A 16,604-nucleotide genomic window follows, 5' to 3' on the forward strand; every position below is an offset into this window, starting at 1 on the left:
GCCGCTGCCACCGGTCCTCCCGGGAGCAGCGGCCGTCGGCCTTCCGGATCAGCCGCGGACGACGGCCTCGAAGGCGTGCAGGTACGGGTTGACCGGGCGGACGGCGACGACGTCCAGGCCCGCCTCGGCCATCAGGCCGACCATGCTCTCCTCGGAGTGCTTGGCGCCGCCGACGTTCAGCATCAGCATCAGGTCCATCGCGGTGGTGAAGCGCATCGACGGACTGTTGTCGACCAGGTTCTCCACCACCACGACGCGGGCGCCGGGGCGGGCCACGGCGACGACGTTGGCGAGGGTGCGGCGGGTGCTGTCGTCGTCCCACTCCAGGATGTTCTTGATGATGTAGAGGTCGGCGCGGACCGGGATCTCGATCCGGCAGTCGCCCGCCACCAGCCGGGCACGGGCCGCGAAGGCGCCGCCCTCCCGGAGTCGGGGATCGGCCCCGGCCACGACCTTGGGCAGGTCGAGCAGGGTGCCGTGCAGGGCCGGGTGCTTCTCCAGCAGGCTGGCCAGCACGTGGCCCTGGCCGCCGCCGATGTCCGCCACCGAGTCGATGCCGGTGAGGTCCAGGTAGTCGGCGAAGTCCTTGGCCGACTGCCGGCTGGAGGTGGTCATCGCCTTGTCGAAGACCTTGGCGGAGTCGCCCGCGTCGCTGTGCAGGTAGTCGAAGAACTCCTTGCCGAACAGCTCGGGGAAGACGTTGCGGCCGGAGCGCACCGCCTCGTCGAGCTTCGGCCAGGCCTCCCAGGTCCACGGCTCGGTGCACCAGAGGGAGATGTAGCGGAGCGAGTTGGGGGCGTCCTCGCGCAGCAGGCGGGACATCTCGGTGTGCTCGAAGCGGTCGTCGGAGGTCTCGGCGAAGATCCCGTAGCAGGTGAGCGCGCGCAGCAGGCGGCGCAGCTGGCGGGGTTCGGTGTCGAGCTTGGCGGCGAGTTCGGTGACGTCCATCGGGGTGTCGCCGAGCACGTCGGCGACACCGAGCCGGGCGGCCGCGCGGACGGCGGCGGCGCAGGCGGCACCGAAGACGAGCTCGCGCAGGCGCATCGCGGCCTGGGCGGAGGTGTGGGCTGGTGCGGTGGTCATGGGCGGTCCCTGGGGGTCGTGTGGGGGGGCTCGGGGTCTGCGGGCGTGGCGTTGCGGGGTGGCCGGAGCCGGGCGGCTGCCGGGCTCAGCAGCGGCCGGAGGGCACGGAGACCGAGCAGGTGTTGCGGGCGAAGGCGTTGTCGGTGCCGGTGTCGTGGTCGGCGAGGTCGGCCGGGCCGTTGCCGCTCAGGCGGTTGTCGGAGACGGTCGCCCGGCTGTTCGGTACGCCGACGGCGCTCTTGTAGAGGACGATGCCGCCGGAGAAGTCCGTGGTGCCGACGTTGTCGTGGACGTCGTTGTCGGTCACCCGGGTGCCCTCGGTGCCGGTGAGCACGATGCCGGCGCCCTGGATGGCGCCCAGGCGCGGGTTGGCGGCGCAGAACTTGTTGTTGGCGACCACCCGGTTGCGCCGGACGTCGAGGTCCCCGGCGCGGGGCGCGTTCTCGTCGCCGACCACGAAGACGCCGGCGCAGTTGCCGCTGACCTCGTTGCCCTCGACGGTCAGCACGCGCAGCCGGCGGACGGTGACGCCGACCCGGTTGCCGGTGAGCACGTTGCCCGCGACGACGGTGCCCCCGGTGTCGGGCGCGCCGCCCTCCCGGTAGGCGTAGTTGGCGAGGAAGACGCCGGACTGGCCGTTGTCGGTCGAGCGGTTGCCGATGATGGTGGCCTTGGTGGACATCTCCTGGCTGATGCCCTGCTGGGCGTTGTCGTGGACGTGGGTGGCGCGGACGGTCAGGCGGGTGGTGCCGCTGGCGTCGATGCCGTTCCTGGCGAAGCCGGTGACGGCGAGGGACTCGACGGTGACGTCGGCCAGCGGGGCCTGCTCGGTGCCGACCACGCAGACGCCGTGCCCGGCGACGGCACAGGCGTTCTCCCGGCCGTCGCCGGGGGTGATCACACTGAGGTCGCCGGCACCGCGCAGGGTCAGACCGGGGGTGGTGATGCGGACGCTGCCGCGGTACGTGCCGGGGAGCAGCTCGACGGTGTCGCCGGGCTTGGCGGCGTCGACGGCCCGCTGAATCGATTCGCCCGGCTGGACGAGGTGCAGCGTGCCGGCGGCGTGCGCCGCGGGGGCGGCGGCCAGGGCGGCGAGGGCGGTGGTCAGGGCGGTGGCGGCAGCGGCGGCCGCAGCGAGGTGGTGGACCCGACGGGTGGGCATGAGCGGTGACCTGTTCTTTCGGCGCGCGGTGGGAAGGAAGGGACGTGGGCGCCCGTCCGACGCTGGGTGTCCGGATGGTGACGGTCGGTGGGTACGGCCGTGTCGACGGTACGGGCGCCCGGGTGGGGCCGCCACCAGGGCTGGGCTGGGGGACTGACGGGGCGTCGGCCGCTGGTGGGACGCCCCGGCGTGGCGTGCGGGGCGCCGGGCCGTACGGGGCCGTGCGCCGGAGCGGTGCCGGCCCGTGACATCCTCGGGGGCATGAGCACCGCGTCCGCACCGTCCGTCGCCACCGTCCGCAACCCGATCGGCGCCCACGTGCCGGTGGCCGGCCGCGGGCTGGCCGGGACGGGGCTGGCGTACGCGCGGAAGGTCGGCGCGGAGACGGTGCAGGTGTTCGTGGCCAACCCGCGCGGCTGGGCCACTCCCCCGGGCAATCCGCGGCACGACGAGGAGTTCCGTGCCGCCTGCGCCGAGGAGGGCGTCCCGGCCTGGGTGCACGCGCCGTACCTGATCAACTTCGGGTCGGACAATCCGACCACCCGGCAGCGCTCGGCGGACTCGCTGCGGCACTCGCTGCGCCGCGGCCACGCGATCGGCGCACTGGGCGTCGTCCTCCACACCGGCTCCGCCGTCGGTGCGGCACCCGACGGCGGCTCCCGCCGGGCCGAGGCGATGGCGCAGGTCCGCGCGGACGTCCGGCCCCTGCTGGACGAGCTGGACGCGCTCGGGGAGGACGCCCCCTGGCTGCTGCTGGAGCCGACCGCCGGGCAGGGCAGTTCGCTCTGCTCCCGGCTGGAGGAACTGGCCGAGTACGTCGCGGCACTGGACGGGCACCCGAAGGTGGGCGTCTGCCTGGACACCTGCCACGCCTTCGCCGCCGGGCACGACCTGGCCGCGCCCGGCGGGGTGACGGCCGCGCTGGACGCGCTGGCCTCGGCCGCCGGTCCGGGCCGGCTGAGGCTGATCCACGCCAACGACTCGGAGGACGTGGTGGGTGCCCGCAAGGACCGGCACGCCAACATCGGTGCGGGGATGATCGGCGCGGAGCCGTTCCGCGAGCTGTTCGAGCACCCGGAGACGGCCGGGGTGCCGCTGCTGGTGGAGACCCCGGACCGCAAGCACGGCGGGGACGGCACCGGGCACGCGATGGACATCGCGGTGCTGAAGGAGCTGCGGGAGCGGGCTGCGGTCCCGGCCTGAGGCTGCGGTCCTGGCCGGAGGCGGCGGTCCCGGCCTGAGGCTGCGGTCCCGAGCTGAGGTGACGGCCGGGGGCCCGAGGCCGCCGTCCGGGCCTGCGGCGGTGCTCCGGGCCCGAGGCGGGGCTCCGGCTCCGCGGCGGTGCGAGGGCGCGGCTGCCCCGCGGTGCCGGGCTCGGGCTGCCGGTCGCCACCACCGGTGGGAGGCTGGAACGAGTCATCGCCTCCGCTTGGGGGGTCTGCCGTGTCCCGGACCAGGAAGCTGGCCGCCCTGCCGTGCGGACGCCGCGGCAAGTGGGTGGTGCTCGCCCTGTGGCTGGTGCTGCTCGTCGCGCTGGGCCCGCTGGCCGGCAAGCTGATGGGCGCCGAGGACAACCAGGCGTCGAGCTGGCTGCCGGGCAGCGCCGAGTCCACCCAGGTCCTGGAGGAACAGCGGGCCTTCCAGCCGGTGGACACCGCCCAGGCCGTCGTGGTCTACCAGCGGGCCGGCGGCATCACCCCCGCGGACCGCGCCGAGGCCGCGCGCGACGCCGTCGACTTCGCCTCCGTACCGCACGTGGCCGGCCCGGTGGTCGGCCCCGCCGTCTCGGCCGACGGCCGGGCGATGCAGACGATCGTGCCGATCGACGTCGGCAGCAACGGCTGGAACGACCTCAAACCCGCCGTCGACACCCTGCGCGCCACCGCCGCCGCGAACGCCCAGGGCATGACCACCCACGTCACCGGCCCGGGCGGGGTCGCCGCCGACCAGGCCAAGGCCTTCGCGGGCATCGACAGCTCACTGCTCGCCGCCACCGTCGGCGTGGTGGTCGTCCTGCTGCTGCTGACCTACCGCAGCCCGGTGCTGTGGACGCTGCCGCTGCTCTCCGCCGCCGGCGCGCTGACCGTCGCCGAGGCCTTCATCTACCTCCTGGCGAAGCACGCCGGGCTGACCGTCAACGCGCAGAGCGCCGGCATCCTGATCGTCCTGGTGCTCGGCGCGGGGACGGACTACGCGCTGCTGCTCACGGCCCGCTACCGGGAGGAACTGCGCCGCCACGAGGACCGGCACGAGGCGATGGCCTTCGCCCTGCACCGGGCCGGGCCCGCCGTCCTCGCCTCCTCGGCCACCGTGGTGGCGTCGATGCTCTGCCTGCTGATCGCCGAGATGAACTCCACCCGGGGCCTCGGCCCGGTCCTGGCGATCGGCGTGGTGGTCGCCCTCGCCGCGATGCTCACCCTGCTTCCGGCGCTGCTGGTGATCGTCGGCCGTTGGGTGTTCTGGCCGGTCCGACCGGCGTACGGCACGCCGGAGCCGACCCGGACCGGCCGCTGGGCGCGCGTCGGGGCCCGGATCGCCCACCGGCCCCGGGCGGTGTGGGTCGGTACGGCGCTGGCGCTCGCCGCCTGCTGCGCCGGCCTGGTCTCACTGAACGCCACCGGGATCAGCACGGCCGGCTCCTTCACCGGCACACCCGACTCGGTGGTCGGCCAGCAGGTCCTGGAGCAGCACTTCCCGGGCGGCACGGGCGCGCCGCTCACCATCGCCTCCACGGCGGGCGGCGCGCCGGCCGTGCACTCCGCCGCCCGGTCCACGGCCGGGGTGGCGGCGGCCTCGCCGCCGGTCGTGCACGACGGGCGGGCGCTGTTCCAGGTCACGCTGACCGACCCGCCGGACAGCCGGGCCGCGAAGGACACCGTGGACCGGGTGCGCGGCGCGGTGCACGCGGTGCCGGCCGCGGACGCCAAGGTGGGCGGCAGCACGGCGGTCGTCCTGGACGCCGGGCGGGCGGCCGCCGCCGACAACCGGGCGATCATCCCGCTGGTGCTCGGCGTGGTGCTGCTGATCCTGGCCGTCCTGCTGCGGGCGATCACCGCGCCGCTGGTGCTGATCGCGACCGTGGTGCTGTCGTACGCGGCGGCGCTCGGGATCAGCGCCTTCTTCTTCGCGCACGTCTTCCACTTCCAGGGCCAGGACCAGGCCTTCCCGCTGTTCGTCTTCGTGTTCCTGGTGGCACTGGGGATCGACTACAACATCTTCCTGATGACCCGGGTGCGCGAGGAGTCCGTCCGGCACGGGACCCGGCTGGGCGCGCTGACCGGGCTGTCGGCCACCGGCGGGGTGATCACCTCGGCCGGACTGATCCTGGCCAGCACCTTCGCCGTCCTCGGGACGCTCCCGCTGGTGGCCTTCGCCGAGATCGGCTTCGCGGTGGCGCTGGGCGTGCTGCTGGACACCCTGGTGGTGCGGTCGGTGCTGGTCACCGCGCTGACCATGGACCTCGACCGGCACATGTGGTGGCCGGGCCGGCTGTCCCGCCCGACCGCCGTCGGCGGTCCGCCGTCGAGCGGACAGCCGTCGAGCGGACAGCCGTGAGCCCGGGGCCGCCGAGCGGCCTCCGGGCTCACCGATCCGGCTGGATCAGCCTGATCAGTCGCAGTCCCCGATGCACTTGTCCTCGCTGTGCTCGTGGAAGTTGAACCAGCTGGCCTTCGGGCCGAACAGGCCGACACCGGCCGAGCCCGACTCCAGGCTCTGGCTGGACTCCTGGTGCGACGCGTGGCCCCACGCCATCGCCGAGGTCGGCGCGGCCGCCATGGCGGCACCCGCCACGGCGGCGATCACGGCGACCTTGCGGATCTTCCCACGAAGCGACATCTGATGTCCTTTTGGTTCGTCTCTGGTCCTCAACCCGCGCCCCCGAAAGGCCAGTTCGGCCGACCGGCGGACGGGCCGCGCCCCACCGGGAGGCGCCGCGCCAAGGTTGGCACACGAACACGGGCACGGGGCGCGCGCCGCAACCGCCCTGGGACATCCGGGTGACACATCTCCCCCGCCCGGCCGAACCCTCCGCGTTCCGCGTCGAACGGGTTCGCGAAGGGCCGCCGGACGAGTGCCCGTCCGACCGCCATGCGGCCGGAAGTCTTGCGGTGATCCGCCGGGCCGAACGAACAAATCCCACCGATTTGGCGCACGGTACGCACCGGTCCGAGCATGAACGGTCGCTCCACCGAGCGCGAGCAGGACCAGGAAAGGCGCACCACCCTCATGCAGACCAGCCCCGCCGCACCCCGGCAGGCGACTCGACCGGACACCCCGGAGACCGCGGACAGCCCGGACACGACCGCGGACAGCCCGGACACGGCAGTCGACGCGGGCTCCCGGAAGGGCGGCCGGTTCGGGCTGACCACCGCCACCGCTCTGGTCATGGGCAACATCATCGGCGGCGGCATCTTCATGATCCCGGCCGCCGTGGCGCCCTACGGGACGGTCAGCCTGCTCGCGTTCGTCGTCCTCACGGTGGGCGCGATCGCTCTGGCCCTGGTCTTCGGGCAGTTGGCCCGACGCAGCCCGCGCACCGGCGGCCCGTACGTCTACGCCCGGGAGGCCTTCGGGGACTTCGCCGGGTTCCTGTCCGCCTGGTCGTACTGGATCACCACCTGGGTCAGCAACGCCGCGCTCGCCGTGGCAGCCGTCGGGTACCTGGACGTGCTGCTGCCGGTCGGCCACTCGACCGCGCTGAGCATCACCGCCGCGCTGGTCCTCCAGTGGCTGCCGGCCCTGGCCAACCTGGCTGGCACCCGCTACGTCGGGGTGGTCCAACTGGTTTCCACGGTCCTGAAGTTCATCCCGTTGGCGCTGGTCGCGGTGGGCGGCCTGTTCTTCTTCGACCCGAAGAACCTCGGGCCGTTCGACGGCAACGGCCAGGGCTGGACGGGCGGCATGACCGCTGCGGCCGCGATCCTGCTGTTCAGCTACCTGGGCGTGGAGTCGGCCGCGATGAGCGCCGGCAAGGTCCGCGACCCGGAGCGCAACGTCGGCCGGGCCAGTGTGCTCGGCACCATCGGCGCGGCCGTGGTCTACCTGCTGGGCACCGTCGCGGTGTTCGGCACCGTCGCCCACGAGCGGCTGGTGCACTCCGCGGCTCCGTTCTCGGACGCGGTGAACGCCATGTTCGGCGGTTCCTGGGGCGGCACGGCGATCGCCGTCGCCGCGCTCGTCTCGATGACCGGCGCGCTCAACGGCTGGACCCTGCTGGCCGCCCAGGCCCCGTACGCGGCCGCCGAGGACGGCCTGTTCCCGGCCGCCTTCGGCAAGGAGCGGCGCGGCGTACCGGCCTTCGGCGTGATCGTCAGCGTCGCCCTGGCCTCGGCGCTGACCGTCCTCAACTTCGCCAGCGGCGCGAAGGGCGCGTTCGACACGCTCGTCCTGGTCACCACCTTCACCGCCACCGTGCCCTACCTCCTCTCCACCGCCGCCCAGTTGTACTGGCTGGTCCGCGGCACCACCGACAAGGTCGCCACCCCGCACCTGGTCCGCGACGCCGTCCTCGGCCTCGGCGCCTTCGCCTTCTCCCTCTGGCTCCTCGCCGGCGCCGGCTACGCGGCCGTCTACCAGGGTGTGCTCTTCCTCTTCGCCGGCGTCCTCGTCCACGTCTGGCTCTCCGGCCGCCGCCGCAACTCCTGACCGCGGGCCGCGCGCACGGCTCGCGCCCGCGCGCACCCGAACGGGCCCGGCCGACGGGCGGGGGCGCGGGGCGACGCCTATGGTGCGGTGCCAGGGGGTCACTCGAGCGAAAGGTGTCCACGGGCATGGCCGGAAAATTCGAGCTGTACACGGACGAGAGCGGGATGCACCGGTTCCGCCTCAAGGCGAGCAACGGGTCGATCGTGGTGACCGGCGACCCCCACGAGAGCAAGGACGACTGCCTGAAGAGCATCGAGTCGATCCGCAAGCTCGCCCCGTACGCGGAGCTCAAGGAGACGGCCGGGTCTGCCTGAGGAAACACCGCGGTGAACAGGCGGGTCGGCGGTACGAATCGCCGACCCGCGTTCGCTTGTACGACAGATCCCTTTGGCCGGGAGCACGCCGGGCGCGGACAGAACACAGGCATGCGCGTCGCCATCGTCACCGAATCCTTCCCGCCCGAGGTCAACGGAGTCGCCCACAGCGTGCTGCGGACGGCCGAGCACCTGCTCCGCCGGGGCCACCAGCCCCTCGTCGTCACCCCCGCGCCGGCGCGGGGCGCCCAGTGCCCACCGCAGACCTTCGGCTCCGGCGCCGCGGCGGAACGGATCCCCGTGGTGCGGATCCCCTCGATGCCGCTGCCGGGGTACCCGCAGGTGCGGATCGCGCTGCCGAGCCGGCAGTTGGCCGCCGCCCTCGCCGGCCACCGACCCGACATCGTGCACCTGGCCAGCCCCTTCCTGCTGGGGGCGCGCGGCATGCACGTCGCGGCGCGCCTCGGGGTGCCCGCCGTCGCCGTGTACCAGACCGACCTCGCCGGGTACGCACACGCCTACCGGGCCGGCCGGGGGCTCGGCGAGGCCGCGGCCTGGCGGCGGATCCGGGCCGTGCACCGCGCGGCCGCCCGCACCCTCGCGCCGTCCACCCCGGCCGCACAGGACCTCACCGCGCACGGGGTGCCCCGGGTGCAGCTCTGGCCGCGCGGGGTGGACTCCGTCCGGTTCCATCCGCGGCACCGGGACGAGGCGCTGCACCGGGCGCTCGCACCGGGCGGTGAGGTGCTGGTCGGGTACGTCGGACGGCTGGCCCCGGAGAAGCGGGTCGACCTGCTGGCCAGGGCCTCCGCACTGCCCGGGGTCCGGGTGGTGGTGATCGGGGACGGCCCCTCGGCCCCCGGGCTGCGGGCCGCGATGCCCGGCGCGGTGTTCCTCGGCCGGCGCACCGGGGAGGAACTGGCGCGGTGCTTCGCGACCCTGGACGTGTTCGTGCACACCGGCCCGCTGGAGACCTTCTGCCAGACCATCCAGGAGGCGATGGCCAGCGGCGTGGCGGTGATCGGCCCGGCGGCCGGCGGCCCGCTCGACCTGGTCTCCCACCACCGCACCGGCCTGCTGGTGCCGCCGCGGGACGGCGCGGCCGTCGCCCGGGCGGTGGCTGAGCTCGCCGACGACCCGGCCCGGCGGGACGCCTACGGGAAGGCCGGGCGGGCCGAGGTGACCGCCCGCACCTGGGAGGCCGTCGGGGACCTGCTGCTGCGGCACTACGCCGAGGTGCTCGCGGAGCACCGGGGAGCGCCGGTGGCCGTTCCGGTCCCCGGGGCGGTGCCGGTGCCCGCGTCGTTGCCGGTCCCGGTGGCGTCGGCGCCCGCGTCGGATTCTGTTCCGCCGGCTTCGGCGGGCTCCCCCGTGCTGCCCGTGCTGCCCGTGTTGCCCGAGGAGCTGTCGGCATGACCGGGGCCTCGGCGCCGCGACGGCTGACCGTCGTCCGGCTCGCCAACTTCGTCACCCCCGTCTCCGGCGGCCTGCGCACCGCGCTGCGCCACCTCGGCGCCGGGTACCTGGCGGCCGGGCACCGGCCCGTACTGATCGTGCCCGGCGAGCGGCGTTCGTCGCAGGAGACCGAACAGGGCCTGGTGGTCACGCTGCCCGGCCCGGTGCTGCCGGCCGCCGGCGGCTACCGGCTGCTCACCGACCGGCGGGCGGTGGAGGCCGAGCTGACCCGGCTCGGCCCCGACCGGCTGGAGGTGTCCGACCGGACCACCCTGCGCTGGACCGGCGGCTGGGCACGGCGGCACGGCGTCCGCTCGGTGATGGTCTCGCACGAGAGCGCCACCGGGGTGCTGCGCACCTGGGGCCTGCCCGGCCCGTTGGCCGCGGCGGCCGCCGACCGGCTCAACGCGGCGACGGTCCGCGCCTACGACTCGGTGCTGTGCACCACCGAATGGGCGGCGGCCGAGTTCCGCCGGATCGGCGCGCCCAACCTGGTCCGGGCCCCGCTCGGTGTCGACCTGGAGGCGATGCGGCCACTGCCGCCGGCCGCACGTGCGGCGGAGCGGGCCCGTTACGCCGGGCCTGACGACGTCCTGCTGGTGCTCTGCTCCCGGCTGTCGGCGGAGAAGCGGCCGGAACGGGCCGTCGAGGCCCTCGCCCGGCTGCGGGCCCGGGGGCTGTCCGCCATCCTGGTGGTGGCCGGCACCGGGCCGCTTCGGGAGCGGCTGGCCGCCCGGGCCGCCCGGCTCCGCGTGCCGGTGCGCTTCCTCGGACACCTGAGCCGACGCGAGGCGCTCGCCCGGCTGCTCGGCTGCGCGGACGTGGTGCTGGCGCCCGGGCCGGTGGAGACCTTCGGGCTGGCCGCGATGGAGGCCCTGGCCTGCGGCACGCCCGTCGCGGTCAGCCGTTCCTCCGCGCTCCCCGGGCTGGTGGGACCGGCCGGGGTGGCCGCCGAGGACACCGGTGCCGGGTTCGCCCGGGCGGTGGGTGACCTGTTGGCGCGGCCGGAGGAGCAGCGGCGGGCCGCAGCCCGGGCGCAGGCCGAGCGGTACGGCTGGCCGGCGGCGGTGGCGGCCTTCCTGGCCGCACACGGAGTACGGAACCGCGCAGCGGAGACGGTGGACGGGGGGCTGGCATGAGCGTGCTGGACGCCGGGCCCGACCGGGCCGCGGAGGGGCGGCCGGCGGCGGGTGAACTACTGCGCTTCGTCGCCCTCGGGGACTCCCTCACGGAGGGCGTCGGGGACCAGGTCGGCGAGGCATGGCGCGGCTGGGCCGCCGTACTGGCGCACTCGCTGGCGCCCGGGGGCCGGGACGTGGAGTTCACCAATCTCGCGTACAGCGGTGCGCTGACCGCCGATCTGGCGGCGCGCCAGCTCCCGGCGGCGCTGGCCCTGCGGCCGCAGCTGGCGGCGGTGCTGGTCGGCGGCAACGACACCCTGCGGACCGGTTTCGACATCCGGCGCACCACCCTGGAGCTGGATGCCACCCTGGGCGAACTCTCTGCGCATGGTGCCGTGTTGCTGACCGCCTGCCTGCCCGACCCGGGGCTCCTGCTCCGGCTCCCGGCCCCGCTCGGCCGCCCGCTGGCCCGCCGGATGCGGGCCGTCAACACGGTGGTGCACGCGCTCACCGCGCGGCACCGGGCCGTGCACCTGCACATCGCCGACCTGCCCTGGAGCAACCAGCGCCGGCTGCTGAGCGTCGACCGCCTCCACCCCAGCGCCGAAGGGCACCATCTGATCGCCCGCCGCTTCCACGACCTCCTTTCCGAAGCCGGCCACCCCCTCGGCCCGCCACCCGCAGACCGGGTGGCCGAACCCCCGCCGAGCCCGGCCGCCGACCTCTGGTGGATGGCCACCAAGGGCACCCGCTGGGTCGCCGCCCGCAGCACCGACCTGCTCCCCGGCCTGCTCGCCCTGGCGGCGGCCGAGGGTGTCGCCCGGCTCCGCGGGCGGACCGGGCGACACGACGAGCAGATGGCCCGGGCGGCGATGCAGGCGCTGGCGTCCCTGGGGTGACGGCCGCTGCCCGGGGCTGACGGGGTGACCGGCGGCAGTGGTCGGACAGGGACGGCCTCGGCGCGACATCGGCTTCGAGCCCTCGGCCGCGCGCCCGGAACTCCGTCCGGCGGCCTCCGCGTTGGTCGACCATGTCCGGATTCGCGGCTCTGGCGGGCGGCGGACCGGCGGCCGGCGGGCGGCGGGGACAGCGCCGACGCGGCCGCTGCCGGGGAGAAGGGTGGAGCCGTGGTCGGGGTGGGGCCTGCCGGGGAAACCATGACTGGAGCCGGGGCCGTGCCCCGGGGTGGAGCCGGGTGCGGGTGGAGGGGTCGCGGGTGGACGCGTCTGATGGGCAGGGCAAGGGGATTCTGGCGGCGGCGGGGGTGCTGTTCCCCGACGGCGCGGGGCGGGTGCTGGTGGTGCGGCTGCCGTACGACCGGCAGCATCCGGTGGCGGTCCCGGGCGGCGGCTGGGAGCCGACCGACCTGTCGCCGCGCGAGACCGCCGTACGGGAGATCGCCGAGGAACTCGGGTTCACGCCCAGGCTCGGACGACTGGCCTGCGTGGACTGGGCGCTGTTCCCGACGAGGCCGCCGATCGTGGCGTACCTGTACTGGGGCGAGCCGTTGACGGCGGAGCAGGTGGCGGCGATCCGGCCGGATGCGGCGGAGGTCGGCGGGTGGGTGTGGCTGACGGCGGAGGAGGCCGGGCATGCGCTTCCGCCGAGGCTGTCACGGCGGGTGACGGCCTGCCTGCGGGCGCCGCGTGCGGCCGGGCCACTGGAGCTGGAGGACAGCCGGCCCGTCGGCCACACGCTGCAGGCGCTGCCCGCCGAAGGGCCGGCGCCCGAGTACACCGGGCTGGCCGCGGCCCCCACGCTCGTGGCGCAGGACGCCGGGGCGACGGACCGGCAACCGGAGCCGCCGATGGACCGGGACACCTACTACGCCACCCGGCCGCGGATCCGGGCGAAGGCCAGGGCGTTGTTCACCGACCGTGAGGGCCGGGTGTTGCTGGTGCGCCTGCGCCCGTACGAGGGTCCGCGCGGGGAGGTGCCGCACTGGACGCTGCCGGGAGGCGGGGTCGAGGCGGACCGGGAGGCTCCGCGAGCGGCGGCGCGCCGGGAGATCCGAGAGGAGCTGGGGTGGGACGTCGAGCCGGGACGGCTGCTCGTGCTGGACTGGCAACCGGGTACGGCGGCCGATCCCGGCGCGGATCCGGCGACCGGCCGGGACACCGCCGTGCTGGTGTACGTCTTCGACGGCGGCACGGTGACGGGAGCGCTGCTCGAGTCGATTGCTCTGCAGGAACAGGAGTTGGTGGAGTGGCGGCTGTGCGATCCGGCCACGGCACGGGCGCTGCTGAGCGGGCCGTCCTGGGGTCGAACGGCCGCCGCGCTGGCCGCCCGGGAGCGGGCGGGCGGCCCCGCCGAGCTGGTGCGCGGGCGAATGGTGGGACCGGCGCCGGCCGATGGGTGACACTGGGGCATGCGGAACGGGATCAGTGGAGTACTGGCCGGACGGCGGGTCGCCGCCGTCAGCGGCGGCGACCGGCTCGACCTGCGGCTCGACGGGCCGGTGACCGTCCGGGTGACGCACGAGTTCCGCTTCGCTGCGCCCTCCTTCGCCGCGCCGAGAGAAGTGGAGCACGTCTTCCCGGCGCTGACGTTCCGTCCGACGCCCAGGTTGCTGGCACTGGTCGGCCGGACCGTCGGCACCGCCCGGATCACCCTGGCCGGCGGGCTGGAGCTCGGGTTCGCGGAGGGCGGTGAACTGTCCGTCCCGCCACACGCGGTGCTCGCGCCCTGGAGCGTGCTGACCGCGGAGGGCGCGGTGTGCGCCGCACTGCCGGGCGGCGAGGTCCGCTGGGCGGAACCCGCCGGGGCCTGAGCCGCCCGGCCGTGCGGCGGGCTCGGGTCCGGGCCCGGACCCCGGCTACCCGACGGGGCCCGGGCCCGAGCCGCCGCCGGGGCTCGGGCTGCCGGTTCTTCCGGCCGTTCCGGCTCCTTCCGGTCCTTCCGGTCCCTCCGGTCAGACCTCGAGCTCGGCCTCGACCTTGGAGAGTTGGTGGCGCGCCATCGCCAGGTTGGCGCGCCCCTTGTCCAGCGCGAGGTAGAGGAACAGGCCCTTGCCGGTGCGACCGGTGAGCGGGCGGATCAGGTGGTACTGACTGGACAGGGTGATCAGAATGTCCTCGATGCCGTCCTGGAGGCCCAGCATGTCCATGGTGCGCATCTTGGCGCGGACCACGTCGGTGTTCCCGGCCGCTGCCACGTTGAGGTCCAGGCCGCCGGGGCCGTCGAGGGTGGCGAGCGCCATGCCGCTGTTGTAGTCGACGAGGGCAGCGCCGATGGCGCCCTCGATCGCGGTCATGGCCTGCTTGAGCGCGCCGGCTGCGTCGGTCATTTCGGTCAACTCCTGTTGGGTCGTGAGGTGTCGGTCGTGAGGTGTGGGTGGTGAAGTCTGGATCGTCGGGTCGGGATCGTCGGGCGGGGTTCGACCGGTGTGGGTCGTCCGGTGTGGTCGTCGTCCGGGTGTGCGCCGGCTGGGGGGCTGCGGACTGCGGGTCGTGGTCGGTCGGTCGGCTCGGGCGGGGCCCCTGGTCAGCCGGCGTCGCGCGGATCCTTCGGCACCAGGCTGTCGTTGAGCAGCCCGGCGATGCGCCCGGCGCAGCGGCGGGCCTCCAGGTGGAGTCGGCCGACGTTGACGTCCGGGTGCGCCAGCAGGGTCAGCACGCAGCTGCCGCCGGCCGCGTAGGTGGCGACGTAGCCGTGCTCGCCGCGCACCAGTGACTCGCGGAACTCACCCTGCCCGGTGGTGTCGGCCAGCCGTTGGGCCAGCGACAGGGAGGCCGCCGTCATCGCGGCCACTCCGGAGGACTCGGTCCCGTGGGTGTCGTGCGCGACCAGCAGGCCGTCGACGCTGGCCACCAGACCGCCCGCGAGGTGCGGGACGCGCCGTTTCACGGCACGGATTTCGGCGAGCAGCTCGGTCTCCAAGGCGATCAGTTGTCTCCTTCCGACACGCTGCTTGAGCGCCCGCCTCATGGCCGGTACGACGGGGTCGCGGGCGGAGAGTTGCTCAAAGTCGGGCCTCCAGAAGGTCTCGGACCCGGGTCAGCAGCGCGATGTCCGGGTCGGGGACGGTCAGTGGGTGGGCCGCTGCCGTGGTCGGCGGGCGGTCGAGGTGGTCGGGGCGGTCGAGCTGGCCGAGCTGGCCGGCGCGGGCCGGGGCGGTTGCCGTGGGTCCCCCGGGTCCCGCGGGTCCGGTGCGTTCCGGGGCGCCGGGTGCCGGGGCACCGCCGGGTCCGGCCGTCACGGTGCCGCGAAGGGTGGCACCGGGGACCCGGCGGTGCAGGCCTCCGGCCGCTGCTGTGCCCCGCTGCGGGGGGACCTCCGGCGCCGCGGCAGCCGGAGCAGCGTGCCGCGGGGCGGCGGAGCGCGGCGCCGGAGGTCCGGGTGCGGTCGGTCGGGCGACGGCGTCGGCTTCGGCAGCCGGGGACCCGGCGCCGGATGCGCCGGATGCGCCGGGTGCGCCCGGAGCCTCGGGTCGTGGCCCCTCTGGTCTCGGGGCCCCGGCCGGCGGCGCTCCGGGTGGTGGACCGTCGAGCAGTCCGGCGGCGGCCAGCCGGCGGACGTCCGCCGTCACGCCGAAGCCGGAGCGGCCGAGCAGCCTGGCCAGGTCCGCCGGGGTTCTTCGGCCGTCGGCGTGGTCCAGCAGTTCGCGCCGGCGCCGGCCCGGCGGGCGGTGCGTGGGACGCCTGGTGTGCTCGACCGGGCGGACGGGCGCGGTGTCGAGTTGCGGCCAGGGCCAGATCCGGTCGAGGAGCCGGACCCGGCGCTCGACCTCGCGGTGCAGCCGCGCCGGGTCGACCGCCGCCACCGGTCCGAGCCAGTGCCGGACGTCCGGCTCGAACCGCCAGGTGCCGCCCGCGCGGTCGGCGAGGATGAAGTAGGCGGCGTCGAAGAGCGCCCCCAGGTGGCCGAGTTCGAGTTCTCCCCTGGTGAGCAGCCCGCGCTCGACCAGCGCCTCGCCGACCCGCCCACGGGGGCCGTGGAGCCGGAGGACCTCCGTCCAGCCCTCCGCGTCGATCCGGCCGCAGCCGGTGAGCAGGTCCGCCAGACCGGGCGCGCGGGGGGACTCGGCGGCGGTCACCTGGCCGTCGACCAGGTACAGCGTGCCGAGTGGGCCGTGCAGAGCACCGGTGGCCCGACGGGCGGCAAGCAGGGCGACCGCTTCACCCGGATCCCTCGGGGCGGCGGGACCGGCCGGCGGGACGGGTCCGGTCGTTGTCCTCGGCACCGTCGACTCCGTCGGCTCTGTTGGCTTGCTCGCCGCCATCGGCGTTGTCGGCTCTACCGGCGTTGTCGGCTCCATCGGCGTTGTCGGCCCTGTCGGACGCGAGGAGGGCAGGGTCGGCGGGGCGGCGGAGGGCGCGGCGGTCACGCGGGCCACCACCGAGGGGCGTCCGTCCGGCGGCCGGGGCCGGCGACAGCCCGGGCGACGGGCCCGGCGGGTGTCACGCTCACCCCAGCACCAGTTCCTCGGCGAGTGCCTGGAGGCGGAAGCGGGCGACGGCGAGGTTGCCCTCCTCGCGGTCCAGCCAGAGGTGCAGCACCAGACGGCTGTCGAAGACGGTGTCGATGAAGCGGATCAGGTGGTAACTGCGCCCTGCCGTGACGATGATGTCCTCCAGCGGGGACTGCCGGTCCTCCGCCACGGTGAAGGTCTGGCTCTCGACGGCCGCGCGCACCAGGTCGGTCGCCTCGGCGGCGGCGGTCTCGTGCTCGCCGGTCGGGCTGTCGCCGAGGCTGCCGAGGGCGAGTCCGCTGCCCCAGTCGACCAGGCTCGCGGCGCGGGCGCCGGCGATCGCCATCGCCCCGGAGAGGCATTCCTCGATACCCGGCACACCGGCTCCTTCGCGGTTTCTGGGGTGGCCGGGC

General features: G+C 75.2%; 16 protein-coding genes. 9 read left to right on the forward strand and 7 right to left on the reverse strand.

Features of this window, described 5'->3' with window-relative positions; all coding sequences use genetic code 11:
- Positions 1 to 48 precede the first annotated feature (48 nt).
- Both ABT247_RS13680 and ABT247_RS13685 read right to left on the reverse strand, forming a co-directional pair.
- Positions 49 to 1,083 (reverse strand): methyltransferase, encoded by a 1,035-nt coding sequence (locus tag ABT247_RS13680; RefSeq protein WP_350742253.1) that lies wholly within the window; start codon positions 1,081 to 1,083, stop codon positions 49 to 51.
- Positions 1,084 to 1,168: 85 nt separating this feature from the next.
- Entirely contained in the window at positions 1,169 to 2,245 is a 1,077-nt protein-coding gene (locus tag ABT247_RS13685; protein ID WP_350742255.1) for a right-handed parallel beta-helix repeat-containing protein, read from the reverse strand.
- 261 nt (positions 2,246 to 2,506) lie between these two features.
- On the opposite strand from ABT247_RS13685, the gene ABT247_RS13690 reads away from it, so the two are divergent.
- Both ABT247_RS13690 and ABT247_RS13695 read left to right on the forward strand, forming a co-directional pair.
- On the forward strand, positions 2,507 to 3,448 hold the full coding sequence (locus ABT247_RS13690; protein WP_350742257.1) for a deoxyribonuclease IV: 942 nt from the start codon (positions 2,507 to 2,509) through the stop codon (positions 3,446 to 3,448).
- 240 nt (positions 3,449 to 3,688) lie between these two features.
- Entirely contained in the window at positions 3,689 to 5,800 is a 2,112-nt protein-coding gene (locus ABT247_RS13695; RefSeq protein WP_350742259.1) for an MMPL family transporter, read from the forward strand.
- Between the two features lie 54 nt (positions 5,801 to 5,854).
- Here the strand turns inward: ABT247_RS13695 and ABT247_RS13700 are convergent, their stop codons facing one another.
- The gene (locus ABT247_RS13700; RefSeq protein ID WP_350742261.1) at positions 5,855 to 6,082 is read right to left on the reverse strand and encodes a hypothetical protein; all 228 of its coding nucleotides are present in this window, start codon (positions 6,080 to 6,082) and stop codon (positions 5,855 to 5,857) included.
- 390 nt (positions 6,083 to 6,472) lie between these two features.
- Between ABT247_RS13700 and ABT247_RS13705 the strand changes: the two genes are divergently transcribed.
- The 7 genes from ABT247_RS13705 (at position 6,473) to ABT247_RS13735 (ending at position 13,551) form a co-directional block, all read left to right on the forward strand.
- Positions 6,473 to 7,891 (forward strand): amino acid permease, encoded by a 1,419-nt coding sequence (locus ABT247_RS13705; protein WP_350742300.1) that lies wholly within the window; start codon positions 6,473 to 6,475, stop codon positions 7,889 to 7,891.
- 125 nt (positions 7,892 to 8,016) lie between these two features.
- The gene (locus ABT247_RS13710) at positions 8,017 to 8,205 is read left to right on the forward strand and encodes a YegP family protein (protein ID WP_350742263.1); all 189 of its coding nucleotides are present in this window, start codon (positions 8,017 to 8,019) and stop codon (positions 8,203 to 8,205) included.
- Between the two features lie 111 nt (positions 8,206 to 8,316).
- The gene (locus ABT247_RS13715; RefSeq protein WP_350742265.1) at positions 8,317 to 9,621 is read left to right on the forward strand and encodes a glycosyltransferase family 4 protein; all 1,305 of its coding nucleotides are present in this window, start codon (positions 8,317 to 8,319) and stop codon (positions 9,619 to 9,621) included.
- Positions 9,618 to 10,799, forward strand: a complete 1,182-nt coding sequence (locus ABT247_RS13720) for a glycosyltransferase (protein WP_350742267.1) — start codon at positions 9,618 to 9,620, stop codon at positions 10,797 to 10,799. The genes ABT247_RS13715 and ABT247_RS13720 overlap by 4 nt, the downstream gene beginning before the upstream one ends.
- Complete coding sequence (locus tag ABT247_RS13725; protein ID WP_350742269.1) at positions 10,796 to 11,680, forward strand: SGNH/GDSL hydrolase family protein; 885 nt, start codon at positions 10,796 to 10,798, stop codon at positions 11,678 to 11,680. The genes ABT247_RS13720 and ABT247_RS13725 overlap by 4 nt, the downstream gene beginning before the upstream one ends.
- A gap of 317 nt (positions 11,681 to 11,997) precedes the next feature.
- Positions 11,998 to 13,140, forward strand: a complete 1,143-nt coding sequence (locus ABT247_RS13730; protein WP_350742271.1) for an NUDIX domain-containing protein — start codon at positions 11,998 to 12,000, stop codon at positions 13,138 to 13,140.
- A 9-nt stretch (positions 13,141 to 13,149) separates the two neighbouring features.
- Complete coding sequence (locus ABT247_RS13735) at positions 13,150 to 13,551, forward strand: DUF6188 family protein (RefSeq protein ID WP_350742273.1); 402 nt, start codon at positions 13,150 to 13,152, stop codon at positions 13,549 to 13,551.
- A 141-nt stretch (positions 13,552 to 13,692) separates the two neighbouring features.
- On the opposite strand, the gene ABT247_RS13740 is transcribed toward ABT247_RS13735, so the two are convergent.
- The 4 genes from ABT247_RS13740 to ABT247_RS13755 all read right to left on the reverse strand — a co-directional run bounded on the left by ABT247_RS13740 (position 13,693) and on the right by ABT247_RS13755 (position 16,570).
- Positions 13,693 to 14,067 (reverse strand): hypothetical protein, encoded by a 375-nt coding sequence (locus ABT247_RS13740; RefSeq protein ID WP_350742275.1) that lies wholly within the window; start codon positions 14,065 to 14,067, stop codon positions 13,693 to 13,695.
- A gap of 197 nt (positions 14,068 to 14,264) precedes the next feature.
- Entirely contained in the window at positions 14,265 to 14,660 is a 396-nt protein-coding gene (locus tag ABT247_RS13745; RefSeq protein WP_350742277.1) for a roadblock/LC7 domain-containing protein, read from the reverse strand.
- 82 nt (positions 14,661 to 14,742) lie between these two features.
- On the reverse strand, positions 14,743 to 15,963 hold the full coding sequence (locus tag ABT247_RS13750) for a hypothetical protein (protein WP_350742279.1): 1,221 nt from the start codon (positions 15,961 to 15,963) through the stop codon (positions 14,743 to 14,745).
- A 223-nt stretch (positions 15,964 to 16,186) separates the two neighbouring features.
- Positions 16,187 to 16,570: a hypothetical protein gene (locus ABT247_RS13755; RefSeq protein ID WP_350742281.1), complete on the reverse strand. Its 384-nt coding sequence runs from the start codon at positions 16,568 to 16,570 to the stop codon at positions 16,187 to 16,189.
- Positions 16,571 to 16,604: the final 34 nt, after the last annotated feature.

Source organism: Kitasatospora sp. NPDC001539, assembly GCF_040298565.1.
In the GTDB taxonomy this organism is placed as follows: domain Bacteria; phylum Actinomycetota; class Actinomycetes; order Streptomycetales; family Streptomycetaceae; genus Kitasatospora.